Origin of the sequence: Pseudomonas sp. (genome assembly GCF_050739995.1) — a bacterium.
GTDB lineage: Bacteria > Pseudomonadota > Gammaproteobacteria > Pseudomonadales > Pseudomonadaceae > Aquipseudomonas.
Genome location: NZ_JBOICG010000189.1, coordinates 1 through 2160, shown reverse-complemented (window position 1 = coordinate 2160; position 2160 = coordinate 1). Strand labels below are relative to the sequence as shown.

The 2160-nt window shown below is 62.7% G+C and carries 1 protein-coding gene; it reads left to right on the top strand.

Translation table 11 applies throughout. The annotated features are described in order from the left end of the window. Window positions 1-2160, top strand: a 2160-nt coding sequence (gene putA, locus ACRESD_RS06680; protein WP_431750209.1) for a bifunctional proline dehydrogenase/L-glutamate gamma-semialdehyde dehydrogenase PutA, incomplete at both ends; no start/stop codon positions are given.

Sequence of the window (2160 nt, the reverse complement as noted above, 5' to 3'; positions counted from 1 at the left end):
CAAGGGCGTCGACATGGCCATGCGCCTGATGGGCGAGCAGTTCGTCACCGGCGAAACCATCGCAGAAGCCCTGGCCAATGCGAGCAAGTTCGAAGCCAAGGGCTTCCGCTACTCCTACGACATGCTCGGTGAGGCCGCGCTGACCGAACACGATGCCCAGAAGTACCTGGCATCGTACGAACAAGCCATTCACTCCATCGGCAAAGCGTCCCACGGCCGTGGGATTTATGAAGGCCCTGGCATCTCCATCAAGCTTTCGGCACTGCATCCGCGTTATAGCCGTGCGCAGTATGAGCGGGTGATGGACGAGCTGTACCCACGCCTGCTGTCCCTGACCCTGCTGGCCAAGCAATACGACATCGGCTTGAACATCGACGCCGAAGAAGCCGACCGCCTGGAACTGTCGCTGGACCTGCTGGAGCGCCTGTGCTTCGAACCGCAACTGACCGGCTGGAACGGTATCGGTTTCGTGATCCAGGCTTACCAGAAGCGTTGCCCGTATGTGATCGACTACGTGATCGATCTGGCGCGCCGCAGCCGCCACCGCCTGATGATCCGCCTGGTAAAAGGCGCGTACTGGGACAGCGAAATCAAGCGCGCCCAGGTCGAAGGCCTGGAAGGCTACCCGGTGTATACCCGCAAGGTGTACACCGACGTTTCCTACATTGCTTGTGCACGCAAACTGCTGTCGGTACCGGAAGTCATCTACCCGCAGTTCGCTACCCACAACGCCCATACCCTGTCGGCCATCTACCATATCGCCGGTCAGAACTATTACCCCGGCCAGTACGAGTTCCAATGCCTGCACGGCATGGGTGAACCGCTGTACGAGCAGGTTGTAGGCAAGGTTTCCGATGGCAAGCTGAACCGTCCGTGCCGCGTGTATGCACCGGTCGGCACCCACGAAACACTGCTGGCCTACTTGGTGCGTCGCCTGTTGGAAAACGGTGCCAACACCTCGTTCGTCAACCGCATCGCCGACCAGTCCATCTCGATTCAGGAACTGGTGGCCGATCCAGTGGCCAGCATTGAACAAATGGCCACATTGGAAGGTGGCTTCGGTCTGCCGCATCCGCGCATTCCATTGCCGCGCGACCTGTACGGCAGTGACCGCGCCAACTCCGCCGGCATCGACCTGGCCAACGAACACCGCCTGGCATCGCTGTCCTGCGCCCTGTTGGCCACCGCACACAACAACTGGAAAGCCGCGCCGATGCTCGGTTGCGCCTCCAGTAATGAAGCCGCTGCACCGGTGCTGAACCCGTCCGACCTGCGCGATGTAGTCGGCCACGTACAGGAAGCCACCGTCGAAGACGTCGACAATGCTATCCAGTGCGCCATCAACGCCGGCCCAATCTGGCAGGCCACCCCGCCTGCCGAACGCGCCGCAATCCTGGAACGCGCCGCCGACCTGATGGAAGGCGAGATCCAGCCGCTGATGGGCCTGCTGGCCCGCGAAGCCGGCAAAACCTTCGCCAACGCCATCGCCGAAGTGCGCGAAGCCGTGGATTTCCTGCGTTACTACGCAGTGCAGGCACGCAACGATTTCACCAATGACGCCCACCGCCCGCTGGGCCCGGTGGTGTGCATCAGCCCGTGGAACTTCCCACTGGCAATTTTCAGCGGCCAGGTCGCCGCTGCACTGGCCGCCGGCAATCCGGTCCTGGCCAAGCCTGCCGAACAAACTCCGCTGGTCGCCGCACAAGCCGTGCGCATCCTGCTGGAAGCCGGCATTCCCGAAGGCGTGCTGCAACTGCTGCCGGGCCAGGGCGAAACCGTCGGTGCCCGCCTGGTGGGTGATGATCGCGTCAAAGGCGTGATGTTCACCGGTTCCACCGAAGTGGCGCGCTTGCTGCAACGCAATGTCGCCGGCCGTCTCGATGCGCAGGGCCGTCCGATCCCGCTGATTGCCGAAACCGGTGGCCAGAACGCGATGATCGTCGACTCCTCGGCACTCACCGAACAAGTGGTCATCGACGTGGTCTCCTCGGCTTTTGACAGTGCCGGTCAGCGCTGCTCGGCACTGCGCGTGCTGTGCCTGCAAGAAGACTCGGCCGACCGCGTGATCGAGATGCTCAAGGGTGCCATGGCCGAAAGCCGCCTGGGCAACCCGGAGCGCCTGGCCGTGGACATTGGCCCGGTGATCGACGCCGAAGCCAA